Origin of the sequence: Pectobacterium araliae (assembly GCF_037076465.1) — a bacterium.
GTDB lineage: Bacteria > Pseudomonadota > Gammaproteobacteria > Enterobacterales > Enterobacteriaceae > Pectobacterium > Pectobacterium araliae.
Genome location: NZ_AP028908.1, coordinates 242865 through 262190 on the forward strand (window position 1 = coordinate 242865; position 19326 = coordinate 262190).

Sequence of the window (19326 nt, forward strand, 5' to 3'; positions counted from 1 at the left end):
TTACGACATAAAAATTAGCACGGGAAAATAGATTCGTTTTCGTTTGATAAAGAAAACATATATCTCTATTTCCGCTGGTAGCATTTATTGGTCTCTGGTGACAGCGAGAGTTAATCATTTGCTGATACCGTGCCCGTGTAAATTATCCCGAGTAAAGTTGGACGCCTGTACAACATTTCGTCGTGGGTTTTCCGTTCTGATTTTTCGAACAGCGCGGTGAGTTTTTTGCGCTATCTTATTTACCGTCGCCCGTTACACTTTCCTTATCAGAAACGCAGGAGGAAAGAACATGATCTATCTACGTCAAGCGCAAGATCGCGGGCATGCCAATCACGGCTGGCTCGACAGCTGGCATACATTTTCATTTGCCGATTATTACGATCCTGATTTCATGGGATTCTCAGCACTGCGCGTGATTAACGAAGACGTTATCGAAGGCGGTCAGGGTTTCGGCACACATCCGCATAAAGATATGGAAATTCTGACCTATGTGTTGTCTGGTGCGGTTGAACATCAGGACAGCATGGGAAATAAAGAACAAGTGCCCGCGGGCGAATTCCAGATTATGAGTGCGGGCACGGGCATTCGTCACTCGGAATACAATGCCAGCAAGGATGAACCGCTGCACCTGTATCAAATCTGGATTATCCCGGAAAAAACTGGACTGACGCCGCGTTACGAGCAGAGGCGCTTTGATGTGCAGCAAGGGCGTCAGTTGGTGCTGTCCCCGGATGCGCGTGAAGGCTCGCTGAAGGTCTTTCAGGATATGACGCTGTGGCGTTGGGCGCTGAAAGCACAGGAACAATCGGTGTATCAGATTCAGGCTGACCGTCGCGTTTGGGTTCAAGTGGTGCGCGGCAGTGTTGAGATTAACGGCCAGAAAGCGGAAAACGGCGATGCATTTGCGGTCTGGGATGAAGCGGCTATTTCTGTACACGCCAGTGCAGACAGCGAAATTCTGCTGTTTGATTTGCCGCCGGTATAACGACGACTAAGAAATCATAGAGAAGCCCACGTAAGAAAGGACGCGGGCTTTTTATTCTCTTCACATCCCCGCGTTATCCTTCAGATTCAACGCCTTTGTCTTTACTTTCTTTATGCTTTTTTTGCTAGACTTAGATTACTGTTTTTCTGGCATTTTTAGCGATGATGAAGAAGAAAAGACCCGTTCTCCAGGATGTTGCCAACCGCGTTGGGATTACCAAAATGACGGTAAGTCGCTATTTACGTAATCCTGATCAGGTGTCCGCCGCGTTGCAGGAAAAGATCGCGATTGCGTTGGATGAGCTGGGCTATATCCCCAATCTCGCGCCGAATATGCTCGCCAGCTCGACCAGCCGGGCGATTGGCGTGCTGCTGCCGTCATTAACCAATCAGGTTTTCGCTGAGGTATTGCGTGGGATTGAACACACAGCGGAAGCGCACGGTTACCAGACCATGCTGGCGCACTATGGCTATCATCCTGACAGAGAAGAACAGCGTCTGACTTCACTGCTGTCGTATCACATTGACGGGTTGATTCTCGCCGAACGTACCCACACGCCGCGCACGCGTCAGATGCTGGACGTTGCGGGCATTCCGGTAGTCGAGCTGATGGATTCTGTCTCCCCTTGTCTGGATATGGCGGTCGGGTTTGATAACGTTGAAGCTGCGCGCCAGATGACGCTGCGCATGGTGGCGCTGGGGCATCGTCACATCGTCTATCTCGGCGCGCGGCAGGATGAGCGTACCCTTATGCGCTGCCGAGGCTACGAGCAAGCGATGTGGGAAAGCGATCTCAAAAGCTATTGTGTGATGAGCGAACGAGCTTCTTCCTATTCGCTTGGTGGTGAGCTACTGCGGCAGACGCAGGCGGAATATCCGCAGGTCGATAGCGTATTTTGCACCAATGACGATTTAGCCGTCGGCGCGATGTTTGAATGCCAGCGGCAGGGGTTGCGCGTGCCGGAAGATGTCGGCGTCGCCGGTTTCCACGGGCATGACATTGGGCAGGCGATGGTGCCGAAGCTGGCTAGCGTGCTGACGCCGCGTGAGCACATGGGGCGCGTCGGCACTGAGCAACTGCTGGCTCGTCTGCGGGGCGAGCCAGTAGAGCAGGAAATGGTCGATGTCGGCTTTACTGTGCTGGACGGTGAAAGCCTCTAAGCGGCGGTGTTAGCCTGCCGCACGAAGTGCTTCAACGCAGCGCTGCACGACTTCCTCTCGGGTGCCGTCAATATCGACCTTCAGTACATCTGGCTCATCGCTGCCCGGTTCTTCCAGCGCATCGAACTGGCTTTTCAGTAGATCTGTCGGCATGAAATGGCCTGCTCTGGCCTTGTGACGTTCCAGAACCAGTTCAAAACTGCCTTTCAAATAGATAAACACCATCTTTTCGTTCCCTTCGCGCAGGCGGTCACGGTAACGCTTTTTCAGCGCGGAACAGACGATGATGCCCGTCTCGTTTTTGTGCGCCAGACTGTAGGCGACATCGCTCAGTCGTTCTAACCACGGCGCACGGTCGTCGTCATTCAACGGCGTGCCGCTGGCCATTTTCTGGATGTTGGCACGTGGGTGTAGATCGTCACCGTCGATAAATTTTGCCTGAATGGCGCGGCCAAGTTCAGCGCCAACTGAGGATTTTCCACTGCCTGATACGCCCATCAGAATAATGCTTCGACCTGACATAATTTGATCTCTATCTCAAAATGTAAATTAAATGGTGTTTGATAGTTCCTGATTTTAACATGTTACCCGTATCATGTTACCGGTATCAAATGATGATGTGATACGCCTCACAAACAATCAGCCAATTTTGGCCCGGTGTCTAAGAGAGATGATTAACGATGACAGAAATAACATCCGCCTATAGCGCCAGTGTGCTATTAACCATCGCCGCAGGTGCGGTCGCACTGTTACTGGTGCTGATTATGCGCTTCCGCATCCACGCTTTTCTGGCGCTAACGCTGGTGAGCCTGATCACGGCACTGGCAACGAACACCCCTTTTGAGAAACTCGTTCCTACTCTGCTCAGCGGTTTTGGTAGTACGCTGGCATCCGTTGCCCTGTTGGTTGGTCTGGGGGCAATGATTGGTCGCCTGCTGGAAGTGACCGGTGGCGCAAATGTGCTGGCGGATACGCTCATCAATAAATTTGGTGAGAAACGTGCGCCTTTCGCGCTGGGGCTTGCCTCTCTGCTGTTCGGCTTCCCGATCTTTTTCGACGCCGGATTAATCGTGATGCTGCCGATTATTTTCAGCGTAGCAAAACGTTTTGGCGGTTCAATACTGACTTATGCGTTCCCTGTTGCGGGCGCGTTTGCCGTTATGCACGCCTTGCTGCCACCGCATCCCGGTCCGGTTGCTGCCAGTGAACTGCTGGGTGCCAACATTGGCCTGCTGGTACTGGTGGGTGCCGTGATTGCTTTCCCCACTTGGTATTTTGGCGCTTATCTGTTCGGCCTGTGGGCAGGTAAAAAATTCCATTTGCCGTTGCCGTCAACATTCTTGACCGAAGTAAAGGCAGATGAGAACCATACGCCGCCCCCGTTCAGCGTGGTGATGTGGGTACTGCTGCTGCCGCTGATCCTGATTTTCCTCGATACCGGATTGAATACCCTGACGGTAATGGGCGTGATCAGTGGCGATAGCAGCTTGGTGCAGTTCCTGCGTATGTTGGGGAAAACGCCGATTGCGCTACTGATTACCGTCCTGTTCGCCATGATTATGTTTAGCGGCCAGCATAGCCGTAAACACCTTGAGAAAATCTGTGAAGGCGCACTGGGTCCGGTATGTTCGATTATTCTGGTAACGGGTGCGGGCGGGATGTTCGGTGGTGTGCTGCGTTCCAGTGGTATTGGTGACGCGCTGTCGGGCGCGCTGGCGGATACTGGCATGCCAGTGATTGTAGCGGCGTTTGTGGTATCTGCTGCACTGCGTGTGGCACAGGGTTCTGCGACGGTGGCACTGACGACCACAGCGGCGCTGATGGCACCTGCGGTGGCCGCGGCGCCTGGCCTTAGCCAATTCGATATTTGCTTTATCGTGGTGGCGATTGCGGGTGGTGCAACCGTGTTGTCGCATGTGAACGATTCAGGCTTCTGGCTGGTTGGCCGTTTCCTCGAAATGGATGAGAAAACGACCCTGAAAACCTGGACGGTGATGGAAACGTTGCTCGGCACCATCGCGTTCCTGATAGCGCTGGTGGGGAGTATTCTCCTCTAACGTTCCTGCGCGGAGGGCGTTAAGCAAGCCTGACGCGCGGTGATAATGGATAGATCGTAAAGACGCTGTAAATACATCCCTGTACGCTCGGATTGCGCCATCCCTGGCGCAAACGCTTTACTCTTCTATTCCATTATCACCGTTTTCATTCTGAGAATCGTTTTGTAATGATTAGAGTAGAGCTTCGTTATCTGCATGATGGCGAAGCGCTATTTCTATAACTTCATATAAGCCCGCACGCCGTCGAGGAACATCTGCGTCGATAGCATCACCAGAATTAACCCCATCAATTTCTCCAGCGCACTCACGCCTTTCTCACCCAGCAAACGCAAGAACACATCTGACATCAGCAGGATGATGAAAGAGATCATCCAGGCGATAAACAGTGCCAGCGTCAGGTGGGGTAACTGATCGGGATACTGGTGGGAAAGCAGCATTAGCGCCGCGAGAATCGACGGCCCCGCGACCAGCGGAATCGCCATTGGCACCAGAAACGGTTCTTCTCCGGCTGGCAGACCGCTGCTGTTGCCTTCCTGCGAGGGGAAAATCATCCGAATCGCGATAAGGAACAGCACGATACCACCAGAAATGGATACGGTTTCGGTACGCAGGTTCAGGAACGCCAGAATGTGTTCACCCGCGAACAGGAAAATCAGCATCAGCCCAAGCGCAATCAACATTTCGCGGATCAGCACCACACGTCGACGTTTAGGATCGAGGTGCTTGAGTACGGACATGAAAATAGGCAAGTTGCCGAGTGGATCCATAATGAGCAACAGTAGCACCGTTGCGGAGATCATTTCTGTCATGTTGGTTGTTGCTCCAGTTACCTGACGGTGGCAGCGATATGATGTATTGGTCGCGATCTTTATCGTGAGTCAGGTTGATGATATTAGAATGACTGCTGAAAAATGCCGTACTATCGAATAAATTCACTTGCGACTTGATGTACATTTTGTAAGGCTGAATGACACAATTATTTACGGGTTTACGACACGACACGCGCAACTTCTGCGGCAGATCACTGAGTCAGCAATAACCAAGCGCTATCGACGTTAGCCAGAATTCTTTTTGTTACCCCCAAAGCAGGACAGTTACCATGAAAAATGTTGGTTTTATTGGCTGGCGCGGTATGGTCGGCTCGGTTCTCATGCAGCGCATGGTGGAAGAACGCGACTTTGATGTGATTCACCCGGTATTCTTTTCAACGTCTCAGCACGGCGAACCGGCACCCGCACTGGGCGGTCATCAAGGCGTGTTGCAGGATGCTTATAATATCGAAGCCCTGCGCGCGCTGGACATCATCATTACCTGTCAGGGCGGCGATTATACCAATGAAGTTTACCCAAAGCTGCGAGAAAGTGGCTGGCAGGGTTACTGGATCGACGCCGCATCCTCACTGCGTATGAAAGACGACGCGATTATTATTCTGGATCCGGTGAACCACGGGGTGATTCAACAGGGTCTGGATAAAGGCATTAAAACCTTTGCTGGTGGTAACTGTACCGTCAGCCTGATGCTGATGTCATTGGGCGGTTTGTTTGCTAACAATCTGGTTGAGTGGGTTTCTGCTGCGACGTATCAGGCGGCGTCTGGCGGCGGTGCGCGTCACATGCGTGAACTGCTGGCTCAGATGGGCGCACTGTACGGCGAAGTGGCGAAAGAGTTACAGGACCCAGCTTCTGCGATTCTGGATATCGAACGTAAAGTGACCGCGCTGACCCGTAGCGGTTCGCTGCCGACGGATAACTTCGGCGTGCCGTTGGCGGGTAGTCTGATTCCGTGGATCGACAAACAGCTGGATAACGGCCAGAGCCGTGAAGAGTGGAAAGGTCAGGCGGAGACCAACAAGATTCTTAGCACCAGCAGCGTAATTCCGGTTGACGGTCTCTGCGTACGCGTCGGTGCACTGCGCTGCCACAGCCAGGCGTTCACCATCAAACTGAAGAAAGATGTGGCGCTGCCGGAAATCGAACAACTGCTTGCCACCCATAACGACTGGGTGAAAGTGGTGCCGAACGATCGCGATATTACCATGCGTGAACTGACCCCTGCTGCGGTAACGGGCACGCTCTCTACGCCGGTAGGTCGTCTGCGTAAGCTGAACATGGGGCCGGAATACCTGTCCGCCTTCACGGTCGGCGATCAGCTGCTGTGGGGAGCCGCTGAACCGCTGCGCCGTATGCTGCGCATCCTGCTGTAATTATCTTGCTATAGTTCTCCTGCTTTTCTGGCGCAACATCGGTTGATGTTGCGCTGGTTTTATACTCACGTTATATCGGAAACAGAAATGAATGAATACCGACAGTGAAGAGAAAATACCGCAGGTATTGACTTGGAGAAATCAGAAATTCGTTGTAACAACGAATAACGATCTACTGGATATTGATGCCATACATTGCTATTTAACGCGTTCAAGCTGGGCAACGGGCATTGATATTGATACCGTTCAGGAATCCCTTGCTAACAGCCTTAATTTCGGGTTATTCACTGAAAGTAAGCAGATTGGGTTAGCACGTGTAGTGACGGATTTTGCGACTTTCGGTTATCTCTGTGATGTTTATGTACTGGAAGAATATCAGCAGCAAAAATTGGGAAGCTGGTTAATGGAATGCTGCCTTGACCACCCAGTGCTTAAGCGGCTGCGGCGTATTATGTTACTGACATCAACTGCACCATGGCTCTATGAAAAAGCAGGATATTCTCCGGTTAACAAAGAAAACTATGTCTGGGCGATTACTCGTCCTGATATGTATCAATCAAAGATCCATCCGGCTTTAGTAAACCCGTCAGATTAAGAGTCGTACCCCTCTATTAAGCATTGTTTCAGGCAATGTTCTTATCTCTGTCAGACCCTGCTCCTCGCTACGGTAACGCGTTTATCGGCGAAATTAGCCCTGCAACTCTGTCGTACGATAAATAAATCTATAATATTGGGTGTTAAGTTCATTTTTATGGGATAAGCCCCAATATGACGGATTTAAGCGTACGTGATCGACTGCGCAATACGTGTTTTTCACCAATTGCGATGATTCAGTCTGACGTCACCAACCCGCAACGCCTTTATCTCCCCATCACGCTACACTATCCAACTGTTCCAACGCCTTACGCGCTGAGATCAACGGGACGCGTACTTCGACCCGCGTGAATTTATCCGCCTCGCTGACTACGGTGATGCCATAGCGGTTGCCATAACGCGCTTTGATTCGGCGATCGACCAAGTTCATGCCTAATCCATCGCCACCGCTGCGGGGTTGGTAGGTGCCTGCGTTATCTTCCACTGACAGTTCCAGCGTATTGGCGTGCAGGCGTCCGCTGATGTGGATATGCCCGTTTTCAATCATTTGCGAAGTGCCGTGCTTAATTGCATTTTCGACAATCGGTTGCAGAGAAAATGCGGGTAGTCGCGCCTCACGCAGCGCCTCCGGCAGCGAAATCTCTACCGTCAGGTGATCGGCAAAGCGCGCTTTTTCGATTTCCAGATAGGCGTTGACGTGCTCCAGCTCGTCATTGAGCGACACTTCATCATTACTGCGCTTAAGATTTTTACGGAAAAACGTCGACAGAGACAGCACCAGTTGGCGGGCGTGAGCAGGATCGCGTCGTATCACGGCGGACAACGTGTTCAGCGCGTTGAACAGAAAATGCGGATTGACCTGCGCATGCAGTAGCTTGATTTCTGACTGTGCCAGCAGCTGTTTCTGCTGTTCAAAACGCCCGGTCAGAATCTGTGCAGAAAGCAGGTGGGCAATCCCTTCCCCGAGCGTACGGTTAATGCTGGAAAATAGCTTATTTTTGGGCTCATAAAGCTTGATTGTGCCGACAATGCGCTGATCTTCGCCACGCAGCGGGATCACCAGCGTGGAGCCCAGTTTGCAGTGTGATGACACTGAACAGGTATAAGACACCTCGTTACCGTCCGCGTACACCACCTGATTGTTGTCTATCGCCCGACGCGTGTGTGATGACGTGATAGGGGCTCCGACGTTGTGGTGGTCATCGCCCAGCCCGATAAACGCCAGTAGTTTGTCGCGATCGGTAATCGCCACGGCACCCACACCCAGCTCTTCATACAAAATACGGGCTACGCGCATACTGTTTTGTGGGTTGAACCCCTGACGCAGCGCTCCTTCAGCGCGGGCGGCGATTTGCAGTGCTTTGGCGGAAAACGCAGAGGTGTATTTTTCAAAAATAGCGCGTCGGTCGAGCAGAATGCGCATAAACATGGCGGAACCGATGGTATTGGTGATCATCATCGGTAGCGCAATGTCTCTCACCAGTTCAGCGGCATTATCAAATGGACGGGCAACCAGCAGGATAATCGCCATTTGCAGTATCTCCGCAACCAGCGCGGTCAGGCCGACGACGAGGGGCTTAAACAGCAAATCGATACGGTTGCGGCGTGCCAGATAGCGATGCAGCAGCCCACCGAGCAGACCTTCGGCAATGGTCGATAACATACAGGCCAGCGCGGTCATGCCACCCATCGAATAGCGGTGTAATCCGCCCGTTAACCCGACGAGAAAGCCAACAGAAGGACCGCCCAGCATGCCACCGAGCACGGCGCCTGTCGCGCGAGTATTGGCAATGGAATCGTCTATATGCAGCCCGAAATAGGTTCCCATAATGCAAAATACAGAAAAAACCAGATAGCAGACCAGCTTGTGCGGCAGGCGGATAGTGACCTGCATCAGTGGGATGAACAGCGGGGTTTTACTGAGCAAATAAGCGATCACCAGATAAACACACATCTGCTGTAACAGGGAAAGAATCAGATCAACCTGGCTAACCATGGGCGGAGTCTCATCATACACAATCGCCAAATTGTACTGCTTTTTGCGAGTGGACGAATCGATCTTTAAACAAAAGATGCTAATTACTCCTGCCATAACTTATTCATATAAATATAAACAGAAAATGTCGAGCAATTCCCAGTTCTTTTCTGGTTTCTTGACTACGCTAAAGAACAGGGCGTAATGCGAGAACCCTTTCATAGTATTCATTATTTTTACATGTTGCCGTCATTCGTTAGCAAGCTAATAACTCATTATTTTTATTGGGTTTTATCGAAAGTAAAGTTTGGGAAAAATATAAGCGGCGCATAACGTTTTATATCGCTTATTTATTTAATTCAAATGGTTAATCAGAGGATGAATACCATGTCAGCGTTTTCTGATGCGATTAATTCACTTATTTCCGGGCATTATGCCGATCCATTTTCGCTGTTAGGTATGCATCATTCCTCCGAAGGTCTTGAAGTTCGAGCATTGCTGCCGGATGCGCAGGCAGCGTGGGTTGTGGATGCCAGCAATGGACGAAAAATCGTCGAGCTGGAACGTGTAGACGAGCGCGGTTTTTTTTGTGGCCAGGTGCCGCGCCGGAAACAGACTTTTCACTATCAATTAGCCGTGACCTGGCGTGAAGAAACCTGGGTGATTGAAGATCCTTATCGTTTTGGCCCGCTGTTGCAGGATATGGATATTTGGCTGTTGGCCGAAGGCACCCATCTGCGCCCTTATGAGCGGTTAGGCGCCCATCTGGAAACGCTGGATGGGGTTGAAGGCACGCGCTTTGCCGTCTGGGCACCCAATGCGCAGCGTGTTTCAGTGGTGGGAGAATTCAACTTTTGGGATGGTCGGCGGCACCCGATGCGGCTGCGCAGGGAAAATGGCATTTGGGAGCTGTTTCTGCCCAATGTGAAAGCGGGGCAGCTCTACAAATATGAAATGATCGACAGCCACGGCAGCGTCCGGCTGAAGGCCGATCCGTATGCGTTTGAAGCGCAGATGCGCCCAGATACCGCGTCGCTGATTACACCGCTGCCTGAGAAAGTTCCGACCAACGAGGTTCGCCGTGAAGCGAATAGCCTGCGTTCCCCTATCTCCATTTATGAAGTCCACCTCGGTTCCTGGCGGCGGCATGCGGATAACAACTTCTGGCTGAGCTATCAGGAACTGGCGAAGCAACTGATTGATTATGTGCAGTACATGGGCTTCACACATGTGGAGCTGATGCCGATTAACGAACACCCGTTCGATGGCAGCTGGGGTTATCAGCCGCTGGGGTTGTATGCGCCAACGCGCCGCTTCGGCACCGCGCAGGAGTTCAGGGCATTTGTTGATGCGCTCCATGATGCGGGTATTAACGTTTTGCTGGACTGGGTGCCGGGGCATTTCCCCGGCGACGAATACGGTTTGGCACAGTTTGACGGCACCGCGCTGTATGAATATGCCGATCCGCGCGAAGGTTATCATCAGGATTGGAACACGCTGATTTACAACTATGGCCGCCATGAGGTGCGTAATTATCTGGCGGGTAATGCGCTGTTCTGGATGGAACGTTATGGTATCGACGGGCTACGAGTCGATGCCGTAGCTTCTATGATTTACCGCGACTACAGCCGTAGCGAAGGCGAATGGGTGCCTAACCATTACGGCGGTAAAGAAAATCTCGAAGCGATTGCATTCCTGCGTTACACCAACCACATGTTGGGTCATGCTGCACCAGCGGCTATCACGCTTGCCGAAGAGTCCACCGATTATCCAGGTGTCACGCTGCCGCCGGACTGCAACGGCTTAGGATTTCACTACAAGTGGAACATGGGCTGGATGCACGACACGCTGGCCTATATGCAGCAAGATCCGGTTCATCGCAAATATCACCACGATTTGCTGACATTCGGTATGTTGTACGCCTATAGCGAGAATTTCGTGTTGCCGCTGTCTCATGACGAAGTGGTACACGGTAAACGTTCGTTGCTGGATCGCATGCCCGGCGATGTCTGGCAGAAATTTGCCAATTTACGCGCGTATTACGGCTTTATGTGGGCCTATCCCGGCAAGAAGCTGCTGTTTATGGGCTGCGAATTTGCGCAAGGGCGTGAGTGGAACCACGATGCTAGTCTGGACTGGCATCTGCTGGATGAACCGGAAGGATGGCACCGCGGCGTTCAGGCGCTGGTGCGCGATCTCAACCATTACTATCGCCAGCAGCCGTCGCTGTATCAGCTGGATTTTCAGCCGCAGGGCTTTGAATGGCTGGTGGTGGATGACAGGGAAAACTCGGTCTTTGCCTTTGTCCGGCGTGATGAACAGGGCAATGAAGTGCTGGTTGTTAGTAATTTTACGCCGGTTCCACGTCACGGCTATCGGATTGGCATCAACCAGCCAGGTGGCTGGCGTGAGGTCATCAATACCGATTCTGTCCACTACAACGGTAGCGATCAGGGCAATGTTGGGACGATTTACAGCGAGGAGTGGGGCAGTCACCAGCGCCAGCATTCCCTTGTTCTGACCATTCCACCGCTTGCCACGCTGTACTTGGTGAAGGAGGTGTAAATGGCGGAATTGCAGACGGGCAAGCCGACGCCGCTTGGAGCCAGTTTTGATGGGCAAGGCGTGAATTTCGCGTTGTTTTCGGCGGATGCCGAGCGGGTTGAACTGTGTGTGTTCGACGAGCGTCAGCAGGAACAGCGGCTCGAACTGACCGCACGCAGCGGTGATATTTGGCATGGCTATCTTCCCGATGCACAGCCGGGCTTACGCTACGGTTTTCGGGTCGATGGGCCGTTCGAGCCGTCACAGGGTTTACGCTTCAATCCGCATAAACTGCTGTTAGACCCGTGCGCTCGCCAGCTTGATGGCTGGGTGGTGGATGACGTTTGTCTGCAAGGCGGGATTGATCAGCGCGATGAACGCGATAGCGCTGAGATCATGGCGAAGTGCGTGGTCACGGTTGAGGATTACGACTGGCAGGGTGACCAACATCCGCAAACGCCCTGGCGTCAGACGGTAATTTACGAGGCACACGTTCGCGGGTTGACGCAACGGCACCCCGATATTCCCGAAGACATTCGCGGTAGCTATGCGGCGTTAGGCCACCCGGTGATGATTGACTATCTGACGTCGCTGGGCATCACGGCGCTGGAATTGCTCCCAGTGCAGCAGCATGCCGATGAACCACGACTTCAGCAACTGGGGCTGCGTAATTACTGGGGCTATAACGTGTTACTGCCGTTTGCGGTGGATAACAGTCTGGCTACTGGCGACGACGCGCTGAATGAATTTCGCGATGCGGTGAAAGCGCTGCATCGCGCAGGGATTGAGGTCATTTTGGATGTGGTGTTCAACCACAGCGCCGAACTGGACGTCAAAGGCCCCACGCTGTGCCAGCGCGGCATCGATAACCGCAGCTATTACTGGCTGAGCGAAAACGGCGAATACTATAACTGGACCGGCTGCGGTAATGTGCTGCGCCTGAATCATCCGGCGGTGATTGACTGGGTGATGGACTGCCTGCGCTTCTGGCGCGAGGTCTGCCACGTTGACGGTTTTCGTTTCGATCTGGCAACGGTGCTGGGGCGTACTCCAGATTTTACCGCTGCCGCACCGCTGCTGTCTGCCATGAAAAACGATAGCCGCTTACAGGGCTGCAAGCTGATTGCTGAACCATGGGATATCGGACATGGCGGCTACCAACTGGGTCAGTTCCCGACACCGTTTGCCGAGTGGAGCGACCGCTATCGTGATGACATGCGCCGTTTTTGGCTGCATGGTGATATTTCTCTCGGTGCATTTGCCCGCCGCTTTGCGGCCTCCAGCGATCTCTTCCAGCAGCATGACCGCCTGCCTTACGCCTCCATCAATAAACTGACGGCTCATGACGGCTTTACGCTACGTGATGTGGTGAGTTTCAACCACAAGCACAACGATGCTAACGGCGAGGGCAACCGTGACGGTACAGACAGCAATTTCAGCAACAACCACGGCACGGAAGGGCTGGAGGCGGATGACGACATCCTCCAACGCCGACTCGCTAGCCAGAAGGCGCTGCTGACGACGCTGATTTTGTCGCAGGGAACGCCGATGCTGCTGGCGGGCGATGAACAGGGTCACAGCCAGCAGGGCAACAACAACGCCTACTGCCAAGACAATGAATTGACCTGGCTGCACTGGGAAAACGTCGATCGGGGCTTGCGTGAATTTGTCGCTGGGTTGATCCAACTGCGCCGCACTATCCCGGCATTACAGCAGGAAACATGGTGGCAAGAAGGGGATGGCGCGGTGCAGTGGCTGAACCGAGAAGGGCAACCGTTGACGCCGCAGCAGTGGGAGCAAGGAGAGCATCAGCTACAGATTTTACTTTCCGGTCATTGGCTTGTGCTGGTCAACGCCAGCCTGCATGCCGGTGCGTTCATTTTGCCAGAAGGCCACTGGCAGGTTTCACCGCCGTTTGATGAGACGAACCCGCCTGAAGGCGGGGTGTGGCACGGACAAGCGCAGGCGGTAGGCGTCTTGATAAAACAGACCGCCTAAGCGCAATACTGGTCACTTAAGCCGGTTATTAGGGGAAACACAGGGGGAGGTTCCCGCAGGGATACCTCACCCCTGTGGTCGCCCCGTGTATCTCGATGCTTAAACGAGCGGTATTTCCGCCTGAGCGCAAGCCATTAAAAGAATAATCAGGAGATAGCCATGGTGAACAACGATAAGCATGACCCTCTGATGTTGGCAAGACAGCTCCCTCTGAAATCCGTGGCATTAATTTTGGCCGGAGGCCGTGGAACGCGGCTGAAAGGGCTGACGGCATTGCGTGCCAAGCCCGCCGTCCATTTTGGCGGCAAATTTCGCATCATTGATTTTGCGCTCTCTAACTGCCTGAATTCCGGCATACGTCGTATTGGCGTGATTACGCAATATCAGTCGCATACGCTGGTGCAGCACATTCAGCGCGGCTGGTCATTTCTGAATGCGGAAATGAACGAGTTTGTCGATTTACTCCCCGCACAGCAACGCCATTCTACCGATCACTGGTATCGGGGAACGGCGGATGCCGTTTGTCAGAATCTCGACATTATTCGGCGCTACCGTGCGGAGTATGTGGTGATCCTCGCGGGCGATCACATCTACAAGATGGACTACTCACGTATGCTGATTGATCACGTGGAGAAAGGGGCTGAATGTACGGTCGCTTGCCTGCCCGTACCGCTGGAAGAAGCCAATGCTTTTGGCGTCATGAGCGTGGACAAACAGCATCGCATCCTCGATTTTGCCGAAAAACCGGATAACCCGACGCCGATGCCGGATAACCCGGATATGGCGCTCGCGAGCATGGGGATCTATGTTTTTAATGCGGACTATCTTTATCAACTGTTGGAAGCGGATCGCAACGCACCGGATTCTAATCATGATTTTGGCCAGGATCTGATCCCGAAGATTGTCTCACAGCGTTTGGCCTGGGCGCATCCGTTTACCCTGTCGTGCGTCACATCGGGTGAAGATGAGCACCAGTATTGGCGGGATGTCGGCACGCTGGACGCTTACTGGCGCGCCAATCTCGATCTGGCGTCAGTGACGCCGGAACTGGATGTGTACGATCTGCACTGGCCGATTCGTTCCGCCATTGAATCGTTGCCGCCCGCCAAATTTGTTCAGGATCGCTCCGGCAGCCATGGCATGACGATGAACTCGCTGGTATCCGGGGGCTGCATTGTTTCCGGTTCGGTTGTCACGCATTCGGTGTTGTTCCCGCGGGTGCGGGTCAATTCATTTTGTAGTATCGATTCGACGGTGATCCTGCCGGATGTCAACGTGGGACGCTCCTGTCGTTTACGCCGTTGCGTGATTGACCGTGCCTGCCACCTGCCGGAAGGCATGGTGATTGGTGAAAATGCGGAAGAGGATAGCCGCCGTTTTTACCGATCGGAAGAAGGGATCGTTCTGGTCACGCGATCGATGTTGGAAAAGCTGTAAACGCCATCGGCATAAAATGGGAGTCATAATGCGGGTCTTACATGTTTGTTCAGAGCTGTTTCCACTATTGAAAACCGGCGGTCTTGCGGATGTGGCAGGTGCGTTGCCCAGCGCGCAAATTGCGGCGGGCATGGATGCCCGCGTCATCCTGCCTGCCTTCCCCGATTTAAAAAAAGGGATCGCCGATATACAAATTGTGCGTGAGCTGGATACGTTTGCCGGACATGTCACTCTCCTGTTCGGCCATTTTAACGGCGTCGGTATTTATCTGATTGATGTGCCTGAACTGTATGAACGCGCGGGCAGCCCTTATCACGATCCGGCACTTTATGCTTACGCCGATAACTATCTGCGGTTTGCGCTGCTGGGGTGGATGGGGTGTGAAATGGCGTGCGGGTTGGACCCCTATTGGCGGCCCGATATTGTGCATGCTCATGACTGGCACGCGGGGTTGACCTGCGCCTATCTGGCAGCACGTAACCGTCCGGCGAAATCGATCTTTACCGTTCACAATTTGGCTTATCAAGGGCTGTTTGATGCCCGACATATGGCGGATCTCCATTTACCGAGAGATTTCTTTCAGGTGTACGGGCTGGAGTTTTACGGCCAGATTTCTTACCTCAAGGCAGGGTTGTTCTACGCCGACCACATTACGACTGTGAGCCCGACCTACGCGCATGAGATTACGCTGCCAGCCTATGGTTATGGTATGGAAGGCTTGCTACAGGCGCGTGAAGAAGAAGGGCGGCTGTCTGGCATTCTCAATGGCGTTGATGAGACGATTTGGAATCCGGCGCACGATCCTTTACTCACCAGCCATTACAGCCGCGATGCGCTAGCGGACAAAGCCGAAAATAAACGACGCCTGCAAACGGCGATGGGGCTGAAAGTTGATGACAAGGCGCCGGTTTTTGCCATCGTCAGTCGCCTGACCAGCCAGAAAGGACTCGACATTGCATTAAGCGCGATACCCGATCTGCTAGAGCAGGGCGGGCAACTGGTGGTGCTGGGCGCAGGAGATGCTGATTTGCAGGAAGGTTTTCTGGCCGCCGCAGCCGAATATCACGGTCAGGTTGGTGTACAGATTGGCTATCACGAAGCCTTCTCGCACCGCATTATTGGCGGCGCGGATGTCATCATGGTGCCCAGCCGATTTGAGCCCTGCGGGTTAACGCAGCTCTATGGCCTGAAGTATGGCACGTTGCCGCTGGTGCGCCGAACGGGTGGGCTGGCGGATACGGTATCCGACTGCTCGCTGGAGAATCTGGCAGATGGTCTGGCAAGCGGGTTTGTCTTTAACGATTGCAACGTAGGATCGCTATCCCGCGCGATTCGTCGTGTGTTCGTGTTGTGGTCCCGGCCTACACTATGGCGCTATGTGCAGCGTCAGGCGATGGCGATGGATTTTGGTTGGCAGATTTCTGCTCAGGCTTATGGTGCGCTCTATCAACGCTTGTATACCCACTAGTTTCCTGTGGCGCGTCATCCGCGTGCAATCTGAAAACGACAGGGTAGGATAACACTCACTTGGGAATGAATATTATGAACTCGCCGTTTATCTATACTTCACCAACGATCAGTGTGGAAGCGCTGAAACACTCTATTGCTTACAAGCTCATGTTTACCGTGGGGAAAGATCCCTCGATTGCGAATAAACATGACTGGCTGAATGCCACACTGTTGGCCGTGCGCGACCGGATGGTCGAACGCTGGCTGCGCTCGAACCGCGCCCAGCTTTCGCAGGATGTGCGGCAGGTGTATTACCTGTCGATGGAATTTTTACTGGGGCGAACACTGTCGAACGCGCTGCTGGCGATGGGGTTGTATGAAGATCTGAAAGCGGCGCTGGATGGCATGGGGTTGGAACTGGACGATCTACTACAGGAAGAAAATGACCCCGGCTTAGGCAACGGCGGTCTGGGGCGTCTGGCGGCGTGCTTCCTGGATTCGCTGGCGACGATGGCGTTGCCGGGGCGCGGCTACGGTATCCGCTACGAATACGGCATGTTCAAACAGAATATCGTTAACGGCAAGCAGGCGGAATCGCCGGACTACTGGCTGGAATACGGTAATGCGTGGGAATTCCCGCGCCACAGCACACGTTATAAAGTGCGTTTCGGCGGCCGAATCCAGCAGGAAGGCAGCAAGCTACGCTGGCTGGAAACGGAAGAAGTTATCGCGTGTGCTTACGACCAAATCATTCCCGGTTTTGATACGGACGCTACCAATACACTGCGTCTATGGGGCGCGCAGGCCAGTAACGAAATCAATTTAGGTAAATTCAATCAGGGCGACTATTTTGCGGCGGTGGAAGATAAAAACCACTCGGAAAACGTGTCGCGCGTGCTGTATCCCGATGATTCCACCTATTCTGGCCGCGAGCTGCGTTTGCGTCAGGAATACTTTCTGGTTTCCGCAACGGTGCAGGACATCCTCAACCGCCATTGGATGATGCATAAGACCTATGCCAATCTGGCGGAAAAATTCGCCATCCACCTGAACGACACGCATCCGGTGCTGGCGATCCCAGAGCTGATGCGTTTGCTGATCGATGAGCATAAATTCAAGTGGATAGAAGCGTGGACCGTGGTGAGGAAGGTCTTCTCCTATACCAACCACACGCTGATGCAGGAAGCGCTGGAGACCTGGCCGGTTGATATGCTGGGTAAAATTCTGCCGCGCCACCTGCAATTGATTTTCGAAATTAACGAACATTTTCTGGAGTACGTGCAGAAAGAAGTTCCCGATGACAACGAACTGCTGGCACGGGTTTCCATCATTGATGAAAATAACGGGCGTAAAATACGGATGGCGTGGCTGGCGGTGATCGCCAGCCATAAAGTGAACGGCGTATCGGAACTGCATTCGGATCTGATGGTGCAGTCCTTGTTTGCTGACTTCGCCCGACTCTTCCCCAACCGTTTCTGCAATAAAACCAATGGCGTAACACCGCGCCGCTGGCTGGCGCTGGCCAACCCGCCGCTCTCTAAGCTGTTGGATGACACCATCGGGCAGACCTGGCGTACCGATCTGAGTCAGTTGAGCGAACTGAAACAACACATCGATTACCCAGCGTTTGTGCAGAAAATCCGTAAGGTGAAACTAAAGAACAAAGTACGGTTAGCGACCTATATGGCGGAAAGTCTGAACATTGTGGTTAACCCAGAATCGCTGTTTGATGTGCAGATTAAGCGTATTCATGAATACAAACGGCAATTGCTGAACGTGTTGCACGTCATCACGCTCTATAACCGGCTCAAGGACGACCCTGAGGTTGAACGTGTTCCGCGTGTTGTCATCTTTGCGGGCAAGGCGGCATCGGCCTATTACATGGCGAAGCACATCATTAACTTGATCAACGACGTCGGGAAAGTGATCAACAACGATCAGGCTCTACACGATAAGCTGAAGGTGGTTTTCATCCCGAACTATAGCGTGAGCCTGGCGCAGCTGATCATTCCGGCGGCGGATCTCTCCGAACAGATCTCGCTGGCGGGAACGGAAGCATCCGGCACCAGTAATATGAAGTTTGCACTGAATGGCGCGCTGACGATCGGCACGCTGGATGGGGCGAATGTCGAAATGCTGGAACATATTGGTGAAGAGAATATGTTTATCTTCGGTAATACGACTGAGCAGGTCGAAGCGCTACGCCAGAACGGCTATAACCCACGGCAATATTACGATCAGGATGAAGAGTTGCGCCGTGTGTTGACGCAAATTACCACTGGCGTCTTTAGTCCTGACGATAGTCGACGCTACAGCGATCTGTTTGATTCACTGGTGAATTTTGGCGATTACTACCAGCTATTGGCAGACTATCGCAGCTATGTGGATACGCAAGATCGGGTGGATGAGCTGTATGCGAAAAAGGACGAATGGGCGCGCTGTGCCGTCCAGAATATTGCCAACATGGGTTATTTCTCGTCTGACCGCACCATCGGCGAATATGCAGAAGATATCTGGAACATCAAACCGATACGGCTGTGATGAGAGAAGGGCTTCTCCATTGAGAGCGAATTTTTAAAAAGACAACAGGCGTTCAATGAACGCCTGATTACTAAGGCTGAGGGATACATCAGCCTATACTTACACTTCCTCCGCCAACTAATACGCCACCACAACTTACGCCATCCCCAGAACGTACCGCGGGTTTGCCATCAACGAATACCGTTGATGAACCGCCGATGATGCTCCTACTATGACCGTGAGGAGCCAGAGGATCGCCCTGACGAGCCAACGGCAAACCGTCAACCTTAACCGTTGATGAACCCGCGGCGACAGGTGTCGGTGGATGGCTCCCATGCCCAGTGTCGTTATCGCCTAATTTAACTGCATTGCCCATATTGCGTTCCTTTTCGTAGGGTACTTTC

14 protein-coding genes are annotated in these 19326 nt (G+C 53.0%); 10 read left to right on the top strand and 4 right to left on the bottom strand.

The genetic code is table 11. From position 1 onward, the window contains the following. The first annotated feature begins 289 nt into the window (after positions 1 to 289). Entirely contained in the window at positions 290 to 985 is a 696-nt protein-coding gene (locus tag AACH44_RS01090) for a pirin family protein (RefSeq protein ID WP_261846791.1), read from the top strand. 164 nt (positions 986 to 1149) lie between these two features. Continuing rightward, the gene (gene gntR / locus AACH44_RS01095; RefSeq protein ID WP_261846884.1) at positions 1150 to 2145 is read left to right on the top strand and encodes a gluconate operon transcriptional repressor GntR; all 996 of its coding nucleotides are present in this window, start codon (positions 1150 to 1152) and stop codon (positions 2143 to 2145) included. A gap of 9 nt (positions 2146 to 2154) precedes the next feature. On the opposite strand, the gene AACH44_RS01100 is transcribed toward gntR, so the two are convergent. Beyond that, positions 2155 to 2667 (bottom strand): gluconokinase, encoded by a 513-nt coding sequence (locus tag AACH44_RS01100; RefSeq protein ID WP_015842039.1) that lies wholly within the window; start codon positions 2665 to 2667, stop codon positions 2155 to 2157. 158 nt (positions 2668 to 2825) lie between these two features. On the opposite strand from AACH44_RS01100, the gene AACH44_RS01105 reads away from it, so the two are divergent. Beyond that, complete coding sequence (locus tag AACH44_RS01105; protein ID WP_261846790.1) at positions 2826 to 4202, top strand: GntP family permease; 1377 nt, start codon at positions 2826 to 2828, stop codon at positions 4200 to 4202. A gap of 215 nt (positions 4203 to 4417) precedes the next feature. Here AACH44_RS01105 and AACH44_RS01110 read toward each other — a convergent pair whose 3' ends face one another. Further along, the gene (locus AACH44_RS01110) at positions 4418 to 5011 is read right to left on the bottom strand and encodes a YhgN family NAAT transporter (protein ID WP_261846789.1); all 594 of its coding nucleotides are present in this window, start codon (positions 5009 to 5011) and stop codon (positions 4418 to 4420) included. 290 nt (positions 5012 to 5301) lie between these two features. Here AACH44_RS01110 and asd point away from each other — a divergent pair, with 290 nt between their 5' ends. Both asd and AACH44_RS01120 read left to right on the top strand, forming a co-directional pair. Next, entirely contained in the window at positions 5302 to 6405 is a 1104-nt protein-coding gene (gene asd / locus AACH44_RS01115) for an aspartate-semialdehyde dehydrogenase (protein ID WP_261846788.1), read from the top strand. 91 nt (positions 6406 to 6496) lie between these two features. Next, on the top strand, positions 6497 to 7000 hold the full coding sequence (locus tag AACH44_RS01120; protein WP_261846787.1) for a GNAT family N-acetyltransferase: 504 nt from the start codon (positions 6497 to 6499) through the stop codon (positions 6998 to 7000). Between the two features lie 276 nt (positions 7001 to 7276). On the opposite strand, the gene AACH44_RS01125 is transcribed toward AACH44_RS01120, so the two are convergent. Further along, positions 7277 to 8995, bottom strand: coding sequence for a LytS/YhcK type 5TM receptor domain-containing protein (locus tag AACH44_RS01125; RefSeq protein WP_261846786.1), 1719 nt, complete (start codon positions 8993 to 8995; stop codon positions 7277 to 7279). 366 nt (positions 8996 to 9361) lie between these two features. On the opposite strand from AACH44_RS01125, the gene glgB reads away from it, so the two are divergent. From glgB to glgP, 5 genes are all read left to right on the top strand, one after another. After that, a complete protein-coding gene (gene glgB, locus AACH44_RS01130) occupies positions 9362 to 11539 on the top strand; it encodes a 1,4-alpha-glucan branching enzyme (protein ID WP_261846785.1) in 2178 nt (725 codons plus the stop codon). After that, complete coding sequence (gene glgX / locus AACH44_RS01135; RefSeq protein ID WP_261846784.1) at positions 11540 to 13516, top strand: glycogen debranching protein GlgX; 1977 nt, start codon at positions 11540 to 11542, stop codon at positions 13514 to 13516. Positions 13517 to 13675: 159 nt separating this feature from the next. Beyond that, positions 13676 to 14953, top strand: a complete 1278-nt coding sequence (gene glgC / locus AACH44_RS01140) for a glucose-1-phosphate adenylyltransferase (RefSeq protein WP_261846783.1) — start codon at positions 13676 to 13678, stop codon at positions 14951 to 14953. Positions 14954 to 14981: 28 nt separating this feature from the next. Next, positions 14982 to 16421, top strand: coding sequence for a glycogen synthase GlgA (gene glgA / locus AACH44_RS01145; RefSeq protein WP_261846782.1), 1440 nt, complete (start codon positions 14982 to 14984; stop codon positions 16419 to 16421). 74 nt (positions 16422 to 16495) lie between these two features. After that, entirely contained in the window at positions 16496 to 18943 is a 2448-nt protein-coding gene (glgP, locus tag AACH44_RS01150) for a glycogen phosphorylase (protein ID WP_261846781.1), read from the top strand. A gap of 88 nt (positions 18944 to 19031) precedes the next feature. Here glgP and AACH44_RS01155 read toward each other — a convergent pair whose 3' ends face one another. Further along, on the bottom strand, positions 19032 to 19298 hold the full coding sequence (locus AACH44_RS01155; RefSeq protein WP_261846780.1) for a type VI secretion system PAAR protein: 267 nt from the start codon (positions 19296 to 19298) through the stop codon (positions 19032 to 19034). Positions 19299 to 19326 lie beyond the last annotated feature (28 nt).